This is a genomic window from Pseudonocardia sp. TRM90224 (assembly GCF_021245725.1).
Taxonomy (GTDB): domain Bacteria; phylum Actinomycetota; class Actinomycetes; order Mycobacteriales; family Pseudonocardiaceae; genus Pseudonocardia.
In genome coordinates this window covers 83290-98104 of record NZ_JAJGSX010000030.1, presented here as the reverse complement: position 1 = coordinate 98104, position 14815 = coordinate 83290, and the positions used below count along the sequence as shown (strand labels likewise).

The 14815-nt window shown below is 73.2% G+C and carries 15 protein-coding genes; 8 read left to right on the top strand and 7 right to left on the bottom strand.

What is annotated here, in order from left to right; genetic code table 11:
• The first annotated feature begins 122 nt into the window (after positions 1-122).
• Together LL648_RS31215 and LL648_RS31210 are read left to right on the top strand one after the other, a co-directional pair.
• The gene (locus LL648_RS31215) at positions 123-692 is read left to right on the top strand and encodes a hypothetical protein (protein ID WP_232666370.1); all 570 of its coding nucleotides are present in this window, start codon (positions 123-125) and stop codon (positions 690-692) included.
• Positions 693-842: 150 nt separating this feature from the next.
• Positions 843-2486, top strand: a complete 1644-nt coding sequence (locus LL648_RS31210; protein ID WP_232666369.1) for a glycosyltransferase family 39 protein — start codon at positions 843-845, stop codon at positions 2484-2486.
• Here the strand turns inward: LL648_RS31210 and LL648_RS31205 are convergent.
• Positions 2483-3451 carry a CPBP family intramembrane glutamic endopeptidase gene (locus LL648_RS31205; protein WP_232666368.1) on the bottom strand — a complete coding sequence of 323 codons (969 nt, stop codon included), beginning with the start codon at positions 3449-3451 and terminating at the stop codon, positions 2483-2485. The genes LL648_RS31210 and LL648_RS31205 overlap by 4 nt on opposite strands.
• A gap of 112 nt (positions 3452-3563) precedes the next feature.
• Between LL648_RS31205 and LL648_RS31200 the strand changes: the two genes are divergently transcribed.
• On the top strand, positions 3564-4805 hold the full coding sequence (locus LL648_RS31200) for a sensor histidine kinase (protein ID WP_232666367.1): 1242 nt from the start codon (positions 3564-3566) through the stop codon (positions 4803-4805).
• Positions 4793-5431, top strand: a complete 639-nt coding sequence (locus LL648_RS31195; RefSeq protein WP_232666366.1) for a response regulator — start codon at positions 4793-4795, stop codon at positions 5429-5431. Before LL648_RS31200 ends, LL648_RS31195 begins: the two co-directional genes overlap by 13 nt.
• Here LL648_RS31195 and LL648_RS31190 read toward each other — a convergent pair.
• Positions 5412-5867 (bottom strand): VOC family protein, encoded by a 456-nt coding sequence (locus LL648_RS31190; RefSeq protein WP_232666365.1) that lies wholly within the window; start codon positions 5865-5867, stop codon positions 5412-5414. The two genes, LL648_RS31195 and LL648_RS31190, sit on opposite strands and share 20 nt — an antisense overlap.
• Before the next feature lie 65 nt (positions 5868-5932).
• Between LL648_RS31190 and LL648_RS31185 the strand changes: the two genes are divergently transcribed.
• The gene (locus LL648_RS31185; protein ID WP_232666364.1) at positions 5933-7090 is read left to right on the top strand and encodes a DUF7373 family lipoprotein; all 1158 of its coding nucleotides are present in this window, start codon (positions 5933-5935) and stop codon (positions 7088-7090) included.
• 110 nt (positions 7091-7200) lie between these two features.
• Here LL648_RS31185 and LL648_RS31180 read toward each other — a convergent pair whose 3' ends face one another.
• The 5 genes from LL648_RS31180 to LL648_RS31160 all read right to left on the bottom strand — a co-directional run bounded on the left by LL648_RS31180 (position 7201) and on the right by LL648_RS31160 (position 12237).
• Positions 7201-8604: an NAD(P)/FAD-dependent oxidoreductase gene (locus tag LL648_RS31180; protein ID WP_232666363.1), complete on the bottom strand. Its 1404-nt coding sequence runs from the start codon at positions 8602-8604 to the stop codon at positions 7201-7203.
• A 178-nt stretch (positions 8605-8782) separates the two neighbouring features.
• Positions 8783-9178 (bottom strand): hypothetical protein, encoded by a 396-nt coding sequence (locus LL648_RS31175; protein WP_232666362.1) that lies wholly within the window; start codon positions 9176-9178, stop codon positions 8783-8785.
• Positions 9175-11274, bottom strand: coding sequence for a serine/threonine-protein kinase (locus tag LL648_RS31170; RefSeq protein WP_232666361.1), 2100 nt, complete (start codon positions 11272-11274; stop codon positions 9175-9177). The genes LL648_RS31175 and LL648_RS31170 overlap by 4 nt, the downstream gene beginning before the upstream one ends.
• A 118-nt stretch (positions 11275-11392) precedes the next feature.
• The gene (locus LL648_RS31165) at positions 11393-11662 is read right to left on the bottom strand and encodes a hypothetical protein (RefSeq protein ID WP_232666360.1); all 270 of its coding nucleotides are present in this window, start codon (positions 11660-11662) and stop codon (positions 11393-11395) included.
• 122 nt (positions 11663-11784) lie between these two features.
• Entirely contained in the window at positions 11785-12237 is a 453-nt protein-coding gene (locus tag LL648_RS31160; protein ID WP_232666359.1) for a hypothetical protein, read from the bottom strand.
• 100 nt (positions 12238-12337) lie between these two features.
• Here LL648_RS31160 and LL648_RS31155 point away from each other — a divergent pair, with 100 nt between their 5' ends.
• The 3 genes from LL648_RS31155 (at position 12338) to LL648_RS31145 (ending at position 14815) form a co-directional block, all read left to right on the top strand.
• Positions 12338-13024 carry a response regulator transcription factor gene (locus tag LL648_RS31155; protein ID WP_232666358.1) on the top strand — a complete coding sequence of 229 codons (687 nt, stop codon included), beginning with the start codon at positions 12338-12340 and terminating at the stop codon, positions 13022-13024.
• Positions 13025-13027: 3 nt separating this feature from the next.
• Positions 13028-14293: a sensor histidine kinase gene (locus LL648_RS31150; RefSeq protein WP_232666357.1), complete on the top strand. Its 1266-nt coding sequence runs from the start codon at positions 13028-13030 to the stop codon at positions 14291-14293.
• Positions 14294-14392: 99 nt separating this feature from the next.
• Entirely contained in the window at positions 14393-14815 is a 423-nt protein-coding gene (locus tag LL648_RS31145) for a PepSY domain-containing protein (protein ID WP_232666356.1), read from the top strand.

The window sequence follows — 14815 nt, the reverse complement described above, 5'->3', positions numbered from 1 at the left end:
TCGGCTGGTGTGACCAGGGTCTACTTTCTCTGCCGTTTTTTTGCCGTTGGCTAACCTTCCGCGAACCACCCGGTTGCCCGCCCGCTCGTACCGTTCGTGACAGGCATTGCAGGGGGGTGCTCATGCCGTCGAACGGTCCGGCCGGACGCACAGCTCATGGGGCGTTGAACGCTGCCATCGGGCTCGTGACGTGGCTGGTCGCGCACGCGATCACCCACCTGCTCTGGTCGGGCGTCCACACCGAGCCCGATCACGCGGCGCACCTCGGCAGCGCCGCCACGTTCGTCGGCGTCGCCGTGCTCGGCGGCCTCCTCGCCACCCTCGGCGTCCTGCAGAAGCGCCGGCAGGCCACCGCCGGTGGCTCCGTGTGGATGGCGCTGCTCAGTCCGCTCACGTTCCTCATCGCCGAGCTGCTCACGCACGCCGGCTCGACGCACGGCGTGCCACCGGGCGAGCTGCTGGTCATCGGCATCGCCGTGCACACGGTCGTCGGCGCGGTCGCGCCCGCGATCCTGCGGCGGGTCGTCGAGCACGCCCGCGCCGGCATCGGCGCGCTCGAATGGGCTCCCGCCCAGGTCATCGAGCGTGCTGCCGCTGCTGTCGGCCTACCGCAGCGGACCTGGGTCGCGTCCACGGCCGTCGCCGGCTGGGGTTGCAGGGCGCCGCCGCCCGCACTCGCGCTCGCCGCCTGACCCAGTCATCACGGCTCCCAGTCATCACGACAACCAGTCACCTCCTCCGGTGACGACCGCGGGCCCCGCCCGCCGGTCTCCCAGCGCCCTTGCGTTCCACGCATCGCCGCGCGCCCAGCACGACCGCACCCCACGCCAGGAGTTCTTCGCGTGTCCCTCATCCACTACAAGCAGTCCGTCGCCGAGCGCGACCCCGCGACCCAGCCGATCCCGGTGGTCGCGCAGCGGCCGCCGGCCGGTCCGCCGAACCCGCCGGGCCCGCCCGCTCAGCGGGCGGCACAGGCTCCCGGCCCACTCCTGGGCGACCGGCTCGGGCAGTTCGCGATGCTCGTCGTCGCCGGGGTCGTCGTGCTCTCCGTGGTGCGGTCGCTGCTCCCGATGGAGCAGCTCGCCTACATCTGGCGCCCCGCCGACACCGCGACGATCGCGCACAACTTCTTCGTCGGCGGCATGAACCTGTTCTATCCGCAGATCAACTGGGGTGGCGCCGGCCCCGGCTACGTCGAGATGGAGCTCCCGCTGCTGCCGTGGCTGGCGGCGGCGCTCTACTTCGTGGTCGGCGAGCACGCGTGGGTCGGGCGGCTCGTCGCGCTCGCGTTCATGGTCGCCTCCATCGCCGCGTTCTGGGGCCTGGCCCGCCGCGTGCTGCCCGCAAACGCGGCCCGCTGGTCGCTGATCGCGTTCGCCGTCGCCCCGGTCGTCATGACGTACGGCAACGCCTACGGGCCCGACACCGTCGTGCTGGCGTTCTACGTGCTCACGCTGTTGTTCTTCCAGCGGTGGCTCACCGAGGACCGGACGGTGTGGCTGGTCGCCGCTGCCGCAGCGGCATCGGCCGCGGCGCTGGCGAAGCCGACGTCGCTGCACGTCTTCCTGATCCTGCTGATCTGGCTCCTGATCGCCGCCCGCGACCGGCTGCGCCGGCCCTCGCTCTACATCGCGGGTGTGCTGGCGCTGATCCCGCCCGCGCTGTGGCTGCTGCACGGGCGCAACCTCTTCCTCGAGTACGGCAACACGTTCGGCGTCGCGTCCGGTGGCGACAGCAAGTTCGGCACCATCGAGATCTGGACGTCCGCGGGGTTCTGGACGGGCAACGCCTCGTTCGAGTCGACGCTGATCTACGGCATCGTCGGGGTGCCGCTCGCGCTGCTCGGCGCGTGGCTGGCGTGGCGGGCCCGCGGGCCCGTCGTGCTCGCGGCCGGGCTGCCGGCGCTCTTCGTCTTCTACGTCGCCGTCGGGCGCTACAGCGCCGAGTTCGGCCCGCAGTACCACATCTTCTCGTTGCCGTTCGCCGCGATCATGGTCGCGCTCGGGGTGGTCGGGGTCGACGCCTGGCTGCGCGGGCGGGTCGGCAGGCCGGTGCGGCTCACGCTGGCCGTCGTGCTCACGGCGCTGCTGTTCGCGATGAGCGCCAACGTGTTCCGCGTCGCGTTCCAGGACCAGAGCTCGTCGGCCGTCGCCTGCGCTGCGCAGCTGACTTCGGTGACCGCACCGACCGACCTCGTCGTGATCGCGTCGGACGAGAACGCCTACATCAACGGCACCCCGAACAACTTCGAGGACCCGCAGATCTTCTACCTGGCCGGACGGAAGGGCTGGGCGCTCGGCGCCGACCAGACCCTCCCGTCCTTCCTGGAGGAGTACACCCGCGACGGCGCCCGCTACTTCGTCGTCAACAACCCGGACCTGGTGCCCGCCGGCAGCCCCCTCGCGACCTGGCTCGACGGCAACGCCAAGCAGGTGGGCCCGACCGCGGGCGCGACCGAAGGGTGCAGCATCTGGGCGCTGCGTTAGCTCGGGGATGTGAGCAGCCGGAACTGGCCGGTCGCGCCGAGCACCAGAAGGAACGCGCCCATCGCGATCCAGCCCGGCCAGCCGTTGAGGCCGACGTGCAGCGGGTCCAGCTGCGCGCCGGCATCTGCACCGGCACCGGCGTCGGCGAGCGACCAGACCATCCGGACGTTCACGTGGCTGACGGCCAGGTGCGCGAACACCGGCGGCCACACCGAGCCGGTGCGGATGCGCAGCCAGCACAGGATCGGGACCAGCAGCGTCGCGCCGATCAGCATGTAGACGGCCGACTCGAGCAGCGTGTGCCCGGGGTACTGGCCGCCCATGGCGAGCGTCGGGAGGTGCCAGAGCGCCACGACGGCCGACGTGAGCACGAGCGCGCGCCACCGCCCGAGCGGGAGCAGCCGCGGGAACAGGTAGCCCTGCCAGCCGAGCTCCTCGCCGAAGAACATCGGCAGCCAGATGATCATGCCCACCACGAGTGCCCCGAGGAACGCCAGCACCGCGGCGACCGGCAGCCCGCTGCCCCCGACCGTCTCCGGCGCGAACTGCGACCGGAACCCGGAGAAGTCCACGAGGTCGAACTGGTACGTCCCGGCCGCGGCGGAGATCAGCAGCGCGACGAGCTGCAGCCCGACCGGGATCGCGAACGCCACGGCGCACCGGCCGGCCAGCCGCCCCCACGGCCGCGGCGGCGTCAACCCGACCGCCGCCAGCACGCTCCTGGGCCGGTGCACCCACTTGAGCATCCCGATCGCCGTGACCGCCGGGACGGCCATCATCACCGCGATGCAGATCTGCGTCAGAACCGTCTGCCCTACGCCGGTTCCCGTCCTTTCGAAGCCGCTGAGGAGCAGCGGCAGCATCGCCACCCAGGCCCCGCCGTAGGCGATGGCGGTGAAGATCCCCACTGCGCGCCACGGCACCCCCGTCCGCCGGGCGGACACGTCGATGTTCTCGGTCGTCATGCCCGGAAACGCTAGGAACGGCCGGCGCCCGGTTCGATGGTGCGCGCATCCGGACGGATGGTGGTACGGGCTACACCGCGCGCACCCGGTCGCGTCGGCAAGACTGTCCCGCATGGACATCGCCGCCGTACGGAGCCGCCTGCGGCCCGCGTGGTACCTGGCGCTGTCGCTGCCCATCGCGGCCGCCGCCGCGGTGAGCATGTTCCTGCTGGTCGCGACCGCCGCGACAACAGCGGCGGCCGGGCTCGGCCTGCTGCTCCTGCCGTTCGCGCTCAGCGCGCTGCGCCGCTTCACCGACACCCAGCGCCGCCGCGCGGCCGCGCTGCTCGGCGAGCCCGTCGAGCCGCGCTACCGGCCGCTGCCGGCCGGCGCCGGCGCGCGGCTGCGCCACGTCTTCCGCGACCCGACCACCGCGCGCGACGTCGGATGGCTCGTCGTCGCGGTGCTCACGGGCCTCCCGCTGGGTGCGATCGGGCTGTTCGCGCTGGCCGGTGTGCCGGTGGCCGTCGTGCAGACGGCGCTGTGGTGGCTGGCGTCGCCGGAGCAGCCGGTGACGCTGCTCGGCATCCCGGTCCGGGGTTGGGGCACGGCCCTCGCCGCCGGCGCGGCGCAGCTCGCCATCTGCCTCGCGGTGTTGCGTTGGGTGTTGCCACCGCTCGCGCGCGGGCACGCGCTGCTCACCCGTGCAGTGCTCACCCCCGCGCCGACCGGGGACCTGCAGGAGCGGGTCACGCAGCTCACCGCGACCCGCGCCGGCGCGCTCTCCGCGCACGCCGCGGAGCTGCAACGCATCGAACGCGACCTGCACGACGGCGCGCAGGCCCGGCTCGTCGCGCTGGCGATCCGGCTCGGGGTGGCCGAGCGGTCGCTCGCCGACGATCCCGAGACCGCCGCCCGGCTGCTGCGCGAGGCCCGCACCGGCGCGGAGGACGCCATGGCCGAGCTGCGCGACGTCGCCCGGACGATCTACCCGCCGATCCTCGCCGACCGCGGCCTCGCCGGCGCGGTGGCCGCGCTCGCCGCCCGCTGCCCCGTGCCGACCCGGATCGACGCCGGCGAGCTCGGCGAGCTGCCCGCTGCCGTCGAGACCGCGGCCTACTTCGTCATCGCGGAGGGGCTCACCAACATCGCCAAGTACTCCGACTCGGAGCACGCCGAGGTGCTGCTGCTCCACCTGGACGACCGGCTGCTCGTCAGCGTCACCGACGACGGGCGCGGCGGCGTCGACGAGACCCGCGGCACGGGTGTCGTCGGCATCCGGCGCAGGGTCGCGGCGCTGGACGGGACCACCGCTGTCAGCAGCCCGCCCGGTGGGCCGACCACGATCGCCGTGGAGCTGCCGTGCGGATCGTGATCGTCGAGGACAACGTCGTGCTCGCCGAGGGCATGGCGCTCCTGCTCGGCTCCGCCGGGCACGAGGTGGTCGCGACCACGGCCGACGTGGACACGTTCCGGGCCGCCGTGCGCGCCGACCGGCCCGACGTCGCGGTCGTCGACGTGCGCCTGCCGCCCACGTTCCGCGACGAGGGCATCCGGGCCGCCCTCGCGGTTCGCCAGGAGTTCCCGGGGCTGCCGCTGCTGGTGTTCTCCCAGCACGTCGAGCAGACCTACGCGACGGAGCTGCTCGCCGGCGGCGCGGACGGGCTCGGCTATCTCCTGAAGGACCGCGTGGCGCGGGTCGAGGAGTTCCTCGACGCGCTCGACCGGGTCGCCGCGGGCGGCACGGTGATCGATCCGGAGGTCATCGCGCAGCTGCTCGTCCGCAGGCCCGACCCGTTGGCCCGGCTCACCCCGCGGGAACGTGAGGTGCTCGGGCTGATGGCGGAAGGCCACGACAACGCGGGCATCGCCGCGCGGCTCGTCGTCACCGAGCGGGCCGTCCACAAGCACATCGGCGCGATCTTCACGAAGCTCGACCTCGGCCAGGACGAATCAGGGCACCGCAGGGTGCGTGCAGTACTTACGTTCTTGGGTGCCTGAAATGCTTGCGCACCAGCTCGAACACGCGCTGGTTGTGCGAGAACTCGACGACGTTGCCGTCCGGGTCCTGCAGCGCGCAGATGTAGCCGACGGGACCGGGCATGTCCCGCGGCTCCCAGTGCAGGCAGCCCAGCTCGCGGGCGCGGTCGGCGACCGCGTCGACGTCGCCGCGGCTCGGCATCTCGATCCCGATGTGCGCGAACGGGCGCAGCAGCCCCAGCCGCCCGCCCTTGTCGGCGTCGAACGAGACGAGCACGAGCACCATCGGTGTCTCCGACTGGCTGTCGTTGGAGAGCCACGCGCTCTCGCCCATGTCGTCGGAGAACCGCTCGACCACCACCAGCGGCGTGTGCGTGGTGTAGAAGGCGATCGACCGGTCGAGGTCGCCGGTGGGCAGCGCGACGTGCGTCCACCGGGGCTGGTCGGGCCCGCTCATCGGTGGAAAGTACCCCCAACCGATCGCCGGCGCCGGGGCTCTTCCCGGGTATGAGGCTTTCGAGGGTGGTGGCAGGGGCACTGGGTCTGCTCCTGCTCGGCGGCTGCAGCGCGACCGTCCAGGGCACGGCGACACCCGATCCCGTCGCGCTCACGACGACACCGGTCGTGACGCTCGTCCCCGCCCCGCCGGTGTCGGTCGGCACCGCGATCGAGGGGCGCCGGCTCGCCGGCGCGACGACGCTGCCGCGCAGCGTGCTGCCCGATCGCACCGACTCGTGCCCGTCGGGTCCGTTCACCGAGCCCGAGCGAGTGCAGTCGTCGGCGCTGTTCAACGGGCGGGCGGTCAAGCCCGTGCTCGACCGCTACGAGTTCGTCACCGCGTGGGCGCAGTGCTCGCGCATCCCGAACGGTCTCTCGACGACGGCGCTGGTCATGGAGGTGTCCGATCCCGAGTCCGCGAAGAAGGCCGCCGCCGAGCTGGACGCCGCCACCACCGCGACCGACGCCATGCCCGTCCAGCTGCCCAGCGGGTTGACCGCTCGCCTGCGGGTGGGGGTGGACCGGGAGTCCGTGCAGGTCTGGACGTCGGTCGGGCGCATGGTGGCGTACCTGGTGCACGACACCGCGGTCGGGCGGGGCGCCGAGGAGGCCGAGCAGCTCATGGCCGACCAGACCGCGCTCCTGCAGAAGTTCACGCCCACCCCGCAGGCGGAGGTGCCGACGCTGCCGATCGACCCGTACGGGCTGCAGAACCTCGTGGTCAACGCGCCCGGGCAGCGCTCGCCGCTCTCGGGCTCCTACGACCTGGAGGGCTACCTGCGGTTCGCGCTCGACCCGGCGTTGGAGCGGACCGCGTTGGCGGCCAACGGCTTCGAGGGGATGTACGGCAAGTACTCCTACGAGCCTCCGTCGGGGCGCAGCTACCAGGCCGCGGTGTGGCGCTTCCCGTCCTCGGCGCAGACGAACGCCGTGCACATCGCGTTCGCCCAGGCCGAGAGCGCCGGCTTCGAACGGCGCCCGTTCACGCTGCCCGCGATCCCCGAGGCGCCGTGCTTCTCCTTCCCCACCGCGACGACGAGCGGCCCGCAGTACATCCAGCGCTGCTACGTGGGCTACGGGCAGTACCTCGCGTTCATCGACGTCGGCGGGCTCGCCAGCCCCGACGACACCAAGATCATGAACGACCTCCTGCCCCGGCAGCGCGACCTGATCGACGGGTGACAGGGGGAACCGTGCTCCGCACGCGAGGGCAGGAAAGCCACTTTCAGGCCCTGTGAGGGCAGGAAAGTGGCTTTCCTGCCCTCCCCGGGCGCCCACGAGTGCCCAGCCGGCTATGAGTCGAACCCCAGCCCCAGCCGGTCGAGCGTGCGCAGCCACAGGTTGCGACGCCCGGCGTTGCGGTCGGCGTGCTGCAGCGACCAGCGGGTGAGATGCACGCCGGCCCAGCGCAGCGGCTCGCCCGGCAGCGGGAACGGCTTGGTGTTCATCATCTCCAGGCGGGAGCGGTCGGTCAGCCGGCCGTACAGCTTGTCGAGCGCGACGCCGGCGACGAACCGGGTGGCGCCGACACCGAGGCCGGTGAACCCCGCCGCGTACGCGACCCGGCCACCGAGCGCCATGCCGACGAACGGGCAGAACCGGCTGCAGGTGTCGATCACCCCGCCCCATTTGTGCGTGAACCGCACGTCGGCGAGCTGCGGGAACGTCTCCGCGAAGTGCCGGGCGAGCAGCGCGAACGTCTCCGGCCGCTCGGTCAGCTCCGGGCGCACCGGGCCGCCGTAGAAGTAGACGGCGTCGTAGCCGCCCCAGATGATCCGGTTGTCCGCGGTGAGGCGGTAGTAGTGGAACTGGTTGGCCGAGTCGCCGACGCCCTGCCTGCGCGCCCACCCGATCGACGCCAGCTGCGCCGCGGTGAGCGGCTCGGTCGCTAGCACGTAGTCGTAGACCGGGAAGACGTAGTGCCGCAGCCGGCGCAGCAACGGCGGGAACGCGTTGGTCGCCAGCAGCACGCGTGCGGCGCGCACCACGCCGTGCGGGGCGTGCACGGCGACGGCGGCGCGCTCGTCGTTGAGGCGCAGCGCCGGCGTCCACTCGTGGATCCGCACACCCAGCTGCAGGCACGCCCTGCGCAGCCCCAGCGCGAGCCCGGCGGGGTCGAGCATCGCGACCGCGCGCGGCATCTCCACGCCGCCGAGGTAGGTCGGCGAGTCGAGCTCGGCGCGCGTCTCGTCGGCCGAGAGGAGGCGCACGTCGTGGCCGAGCCGGGCGGCCTGCTCGGCGGATCGGGCCAGCTCCGGCAGCTGCCACTCCTCCGTCGCGACGTCCAGCTCGCCGGTGCGCTCCATGGCGCACTCGATCCCGTAGCGGTCCAGGGTCTCGTCGATCGCGTCGAGATTGGCGAGGCCGTACGCCTCCAGCTGCGGCATCTCCGACGGGAAGCGGTCCATCCCGTTGGCGATGCCGTGGGTGAGGCTCGACGCGCAGAACCCGCCGTTGCGGCCCGAAGCCGCCCCGCCGCACTGCTCGGCGTCGAGCACGACGACGTCGAGCGTGGGGTCCTGCTCCTTCGCCTGCAACGCGGCCCACAAGCCGGTGTAACCACCCCCGACGATCACGAGGTCGGCCGTGGCCTGCCCCGTCAGCGGTGGGCAGGGCTCGACGGCGCCGTGCAGGTCGAGCCAGTACGGGCGCGGGAGCGCGTCGACGAGCGTGTCGGGAAGGGCGGTGGTCGGCATGACCGGGGTGCCTCGCAGTCGGAGTCGCGTCAACGGTGTTGACAACGGCACTGACGGTACCATGCGCGGGAGCGCCGTGGAGGGCAGGAAAGCCACTTTCAGACCCTGTGAGGGCAGGAAAGTGGCTTTCCTGCCCTCACCGCGAACCTGATGCGGCGTGGGTCACCCGAGTGCCCGGCTACCCGCGCACGACCCCCGCACGGCCACCGGAGAAGTGGCGCAGGCCGTAGTCGATGGCGTCGAGCGGCTGGTCGAGCAGCGCGACGCCCAGCCGATCAACACCGAGCCGCGCGATGGGCGGCGCAGCAGCACCGGGCGCGATCACCGGCTCGAGCACCGGCCTGCCGAACGTCGAGCGCAGCCGAAAGCCGTCGAACTGCGCCCACGGCAACACGACCGGCGTCCCGTCGGAGCCGCGAAGCTCGATCCCGTCGCCGGTCATCCGCATCGCAAAGGGCGGTCGCCCCGTCGGCGCGAGCCCGCGCGCCCGCCACCGCCCCCGCAGCGTGGGCGCCGCCTCGAAGCCGACGACGAAGGATGAGAGCCTGCGCTCCACCATGGTCCTGCCCGTCATTTCGCCCCCTGCTGGGTCCTGGCGAGCCGGATCAGCGGCGCGAGCATGTCGCGGGTCCTGGCCATGGCCGTCGAGTCACCGACGTTGGCCGGCTCGGTCGCGGAGCCGCGCGTGATCAGCGCGCAGCCGCGCATCACCACGGCGTCGACCCGCGCGAAGTCGCAGGCGACGACCTGTGGCGGGAAGTGCGCGAAGTCCTTGTCCACCGGCAGGTCGGCGATGAACCCGACGATCTCGTCGGCGCCCGCCACGGTGTTGTTGCTGAACCGCACGGCGGTGTACTGCGGCGGCACCTTGGTGCGGCACTCGCCGATGCGGCCGCGCAGCTGCGTGAGGACGTCCGCCCGACCGGCCGGGTCGAGGTACATCACGTTGTAGAAGTAGCGGTCGCGGAAGCGGTTGGGCAGCTCCCCCACGTCCTCCATGAACGTCACCCCCGTCGCGGCGGTCATGGCGCTCTCCGCCGGCAACGGCGGGTCGGCCTGCACGTCACACGCGAACTGGGATCCCGACCGGTTGATCACGGTCGGATCGCCCGTCGCGGGCGGCTCCAGCCGGAACCCGACCGGCGGCTTGTCGGGCGACGGCCGGATCGCCGTGACGATCGCCGCAGCATCCTGCGCGGTCACCGCCGCAGCCGACGACGGCACCGAAGGCGACACAACCGGCACCCCGGGCGTCGCGACCGGCTGCCCGAAGTACGTCACCGCGCCCACGGTCGCCGCCGCGACCAGCACGAGCGCGGTGCCGGCCAGCACCAGCGGCCGGCGGCTGCGCCGGGCGACCGACGCCGGCCCAGCGGGAGGCGGGGGCGAGGTCACCTCACGCGGCTGTGAATGCAGCTGGGACCGGGGCTGGGACTGGGGCTGCCGCAGTGCCTGCGAAGGCTGAAGAGGCCGCATCGGCTCGTGGGGCGGCGGTGGGGTCGTCTCCCGCTGATGCCGCGGCTGTGCCGGAGACAACACCGCCGGAGCGAAAGCCGCCGGCGGCACCGGCGTCGTGGCCTGGGGCCGGGGCCTGCTGGGCCGGGGCGCCGGCGGGGGCATCGGCGGGGGCGGGGTCACCTCACGCTGGTGCCTGGGAGCCGGGGGCGGCGGCGGAGTCGTCCGCGACCGTCGCACCGGCACCGTCTCCCGGCTGCGCTCCGTCACCGCGGGCGCCGCAGCGACGACAGGCGCGGGGGCGGGCACGCCGGCCAGCCGGGCCGCGGTCGTACCGGCGGTGTCGATCATGCGTCGGACGGGTTCCGGCAGCCAGTTCGGGTCGGGGCTCAGCGCACCGACGAGGTGCAGGATGTCGTCGACGCTGGGCCGTCGCGCCGGGTTCTTGCTCAGGCACGCCGCGACCAGCGGTCGCATCCGCGACGGCAGCCGCGAGATGTCCGGCTCGACCGCGACCACCCGGTAGATCAGCTCGTGGGAGAGCCCGTGGCCGAACGGGCCGACCCCGGACGCCGCGTAGGTCAGCACGCCGCCGAGGGTGAAGAAGTCGCTCGCCGGCCCGACGTCCTCGCCCTCCACCTGCTCCGGCGACATGTACGACGGCGACCCGACGACGGCGCCGGCCTGCGTCAGCCGCTCGGCGCTGCTCTCGCTGTTCAGCGCGATGCCGAAGTCGATCACGCGCGGGCCGTCGGCGGTGAGCAGGACGTTGCTCGGCTTCAGGTCGCGGTGCACCAGCCCGACGCGGTGGATCTCGGCGAGCGCCAGCGCCAGCCCGCCGGCCAGCCGCCACAGCGCCGGCTCGGGAAGCGGGCCGTGCTCGACGACGGCGTCCTCGAGGCTCGGGCCCGGCACGAACACCGACGCCAGCCACGGCATGTCACCGGACGTGTCGGCGTCGAGCACCGCGGCGGCGAAGGCCCCGGACACCATCCGCGATGCCGCCACCTCCTGCGCGAACCGGGCGTGGAAACGCTTGTCGCTCGCCAACGACGCATGCACCTGCTTGACCGCGGCGAGCCGTCCGTCCGGCCCCACCCCGAGGAACACCTTGCCCATGCCGCCGCTGCCGATGACACCCACGACCCGGAAGCGCCCGATCCTGCGGGGCTCGCCCTCCAACAGCGCGCGCATCGTCGCCGTCCGGCCTGTCACCTCGTGCTGGTACATCGTGTCGGCCCCTTCCCTTCACCGACTACGACGCGAGTGGGCGGCGATCGGTTGGGGTCTTCACCAAATCCACACCAAGTCGTGGCCGGACGCCGGTCTCCGGTCAGCTCGGCCTGATCTGGTCCGCCGGCGGTGGGCTGATGTCGACCGGAACTCCGAAGTCGTAGTAGGTGTCGGTTCTCTGGAGCAGGCCGTTGATCTTCGTGTCGTATCGCACCAGCTGCTTCTTCGCGTTCAGGTAGAACGTGGTGTGGCCGAGGTTCGAGTCTTTGTTCAGCCCCTCGGAGATGAACCGGTAGCCGACGACCGGTTGGCCGAGGATGCGCTCGCCTTCGATGACCTCGTCGATCTCGCCGAGGTCGGTGGGGATCAACCACGACCCGGTCGGTACCGAGTCCGGCGGAACCGGACGACGGCCAGGCCCCTCAAGCCCTCCATGACCGGACAGTCGCTGCCCCGACTGGAGCATAGAAGGGGCGCGTCACCGGCCGGAGCTCAGTCGTCCTCCACCGTGACGATCTGCGTCGGCCGCCCCGACGCGCAGGAGAGCTGCATCTGGACCTTGATGTCGTCGGCCTCGAACCGGACGCGGTCGCGGTGGCTGTCGCCGTCATCGTCGTCGCTGCCCGAGTCGTGCGAGCTGTAGCCCTGCGCCGGGGTCACGGACATGATCTCGGGGACGCCGCCGACGCACCGCACGAGCACCGTGCCGCCCTGCGACGCCAGCACCTCCGGCTGGGCACCTGCCGGGGCGGGCGCCGCGGCGGCCGGAACGGAATGCGGTGGCGCCGCGAGCCGCGACTCGACCTCGGCCGCGCTGAGCGTCCGGTCGCCGCCGGGCCCGGCGATGCCGTCGCCGATCGCGCCGACCGCCAGCAGCCCGATCGTGGTGGCCCCGACGACCGCCACCAGCCAGGCCAGCACCCCGGTGATCGTCGCTCTGGACATGGCACCAGCATGCACTCCGCCGGGATAACGGCAGCCTAAGGCGTGGTTAGGGCGAGCGCGCCGGGCGCCATCCCCGCGGATCATGACCTACCGTGCCCTGGTGGCCCAGGTGCTTCTCGTCGAGGACGATCCGGCGATCCGCGGTGCGCTCCTGCGTGGTCTCGGTGAGCGCGGGCACGCCGTCGACTCCGCCCCGACCGCGTTGGCCGGTCTCGAGCAGGCCGTGCAGAACCGGCCCGACCTCGTCGTGCTCGACCTCGGCCTGCCCGACGTCGACGGCACGACCATGCTGCGGATGCTGCGCGGCGCCAGCCGCGTGCCGGTGATCGTCGCGACGGCCCGCGACGACGAGCAGGAGATCATCGCCGTGCTCGACGCCGGCGCGGACGACTACATCGTCAAGCCGTTCAGCGCCGCACAGCTCGACGCGCGGATCAGAGCGGTGCTGCGCAGGGTCGACGGGCCGCCCGGCGAGGTCACGGTCGAGGTCGGCGGGCTGCGGGTCGACCCGCGGTCGCGCCGGGCCAGCCTCGACGGCGCCGAGCTCGACCTCACGCCGCGCGAGTTCACGCTGCTGCACTACCTCGCCGCCCGCGCCGACCGGGTCGTCAGCAAGCGGGAGCTGCTCACCGAGGTGTGGCAGCTGCCCTACGGCGGCGCCGACAAGACCGTCGACGTGCACCTGTCGTGGCTGCGCCGCAAGCTCGGCGAGACCGCGCAGCAGCCGCGGTACCTGCACGCCGTCCGCGGGGTGGGCGTCCGCATCTCCGCGCCGGGGCAGGGCTGACCCGTGCGCAGGCGCGTGCTGGTGCTGGTCGCGGCGACGACGTCGCTCGTGCTGGTGGCGTTCCTCGTGCCGCTCGCGCTGCTGTTGCGCACGGTTGCCGCCGACCGGGCCGTGCAGGGTGCCACGCTGCAGGCTCAGACGCTCAGCTCGCTCGTCGCGACCGCGAGCCGGCCCGATCTCACGCTGACCGTCCAGCAGCTCGACGCGACCTCCGCGGCCGACGTCACGATCTTCCTGCCGGACGGCGCGGTGCTGGGCGCGCCGGCGGAACGCACCAACCTCGTGCGGCTCGCGGAGCGCGGCACGAGCGCCTCCAGCGACGTCCCCGGCGGGCGGGAGATCGTCTTCGCCGTCCAGGACAGCACGGGCGCCGCCGCGGTGATCCGGACGTTCGTCCCGAACGCCGAGCTGACCAGCGGCGTCGGTCAGGCCTGGCTGCTGCTCGTCGCGCTCGGCGCCGGCCTGCTCGCGATCAGTCTGCTCGTCGCCGACCAGCTGGCGCGCACGCTCGTGCGCGCCACCGCCGACCTGGAAGGCGTGTCGCACCGGCTGGCGCGCGGCGACCTCGACGCCCGCGCCAGCACGGACGCGCCCGGCGAGCTCGCCGTCGTCGCGTCGGCGCTGAACGGGCTGGCCGGCCGGATCGCCGACCTGCTGCGGGAGGAACGCGAGACCGTCGCCGACCTCGCCCACCGGGTCCGGACCCCGCTGATGGCGCTGCGCCTCGACGCCGAAGCGCTCCCCGACCCGGCTGCCGCCGAGCGGATCGGGGCCGGTGTCGACGGCGTGCACCGCGCCGTCACCCAGGCCATCGAGCACGCCCGCAGGCGCAGCGGCGGCCCGTCGGGGTGCGACGCCGCCGTCGCGGTCCGGGAACGCATCGCGTTCTGGGCCGTGCTCGCCGAGGACACCGAGCGCGAGCTGGCCACCGACATCGCCCCGGGTCCAGTCCCGGTGCCGATCGGGCGCGCCGACCTCGACGCCGCCGTCGACGCGCTGCTCGGCAACGTCTTCGCGCACACCCCCGACGGCACCGCGTTCGCCGTCCGCCTCACCCCCGCAGCCGTGCTCACCGTCTCCGATGCCGGGCCGGGGCTGCCCGCCGGAGCCCCGGTCCTGCACCGCGGCGCCAGCGGCGCCGGCTCCACCGGGCTGGGCCTCGACATCGCCCGCCGCGCCGCCGAACAGGCCGGCGGCGCGCTCGCGCTGCGCCGATCAAGGGCGGGCGGGCTGGAGGTCGAGCTGCGCCTGCGCCCACCCGCTCCTTAGGAGCGCGTTAGGCCGCGCGCAGCGCGACGCTAGTGCCGATCATCAGAACCTGGTCCTCGACGCGGACGCCACCCGGCGCCGCAGCACAGGAGGAGGATCATGATGGCTCGCCGGATCATCGTCGTCGGAGCGGTCGCCGCAGCAGCAGCACTCGCGATCGGCGGGGTAGCGCTCGCCGACGGGTTCGACGACAGCTTCGAGGGCAGCTTCAACGGCGGCGACGACAACCGCTCCACAGCGGTCAGCGCGCCGCGCGTCCCGGCCGCCCTGCCCGCCCAGCCGGCACCACCCGCAGCGCCGACGATCACGTCGGAACAGGCCACCACCGCCGCACTCCAGCACCTCGGCGGCGGGCAGGCCAGGGAGGTCGAGCTCGAACGCGAGCACGGCCGCCTCGAATGGGACGTCGACGTGATCAAGGACGGCACCCGGCACGACGTCCGCGTCGACGCCACCAGCGGCCAGGTCACCCGACAGGACGTCGATGACGATGGCCGGGACGACGACCGCTACGACGACTGA